The sequence below is a fragment of the Paenibacillus sedimenti genome, from assembly GCF_014534655.1.
GTDB classification, from domain to species: Bacteria; Bacillota; Bacilli; order Paenibacillales; family NBRC-103111; genus Paenibacillus_E; species Paenibacillus_E sedimenti.
On record NZ_JACVVD010000053.1, the window covers coordinates 1 to 733 of the forward strand.

1 protein-coding gene is annotated in these 733 nt (G+C 41.5%); it reads left to right on the forward strand.

Translation table 11 applies throughout. The annotated features are described in order from the left end of the window. Positions 1–144: 144 nt before the first annotated feature. Positions 145–726: a TetR/AcrR family transcriptional regulator gene (locus ICC18_RS33365; RefSeq protein ID WP_188178684.1), complete on the forward strand. Its 582-nt coding sequence runs from the start codon at positions 145–147 to the stop codon at positions 724–726. Positions 727–733: the final 7 nt, after the last annotated feature.

The window sequence follows — 733 nt, forward strand, 5'->3', positions numbered from 1 at the left end:
CCGTACGGGGATTATACCTAGTTGGAGATTCTACAGAAGGGTCGGGGGCGCTTGGTATGCCCTGCTATGACAGCGCGAAGAAGGTAGCGGATCTGTTATCCTCAACGAGGTAGGATGTATGATCTAAGGTGGAGGTACTAATGTATGAGTCAGGGAAAAGAAAAAATTCTGCAAACCGCTTTACAGGAATTTTCGGAGAAAGGGTACGATGGGGCCAGAATCGATTATATTTCAAAAATGGCGGGTGTTAATAAAGCATTAATTTATTACCACTTTAAAAGTAAGGAAGAATTATTCACGGCGGTTATTAACGACTTATTCGAAAAAGCAGTTTCCGTGTCAATTGAAACTAAAGGTACAACCATTCGCGAAAACTTGATTCAAGTCATGGAACATTTCATTGATTTTCTTCATAACAACCCGTATTTCGTGAAGATTATGGACCAAAGCGTCGCGCAAGATCGAGACATATTTCAACAGCTTCATCACCAAAATTTATTTTTCGAGAAGGTGATGGGGATGTATCTGCTTGGCGTTCAGACCGGCGAATGCAGGAATGTCGATCATCCTGAAGATTTCGTTGTAAGTTTGCTAGGTGCGGTCTATTTTTATTTCTCCCATCACAAGGCGATTCGGAAGTTTTACGGGAATATCTCCGAAGAGGAAGTCATCTCGATCCGGAAAAAAACGATGAAGGATATGATCTCGAGGTTGGTTTTTTTGTGATCTATTG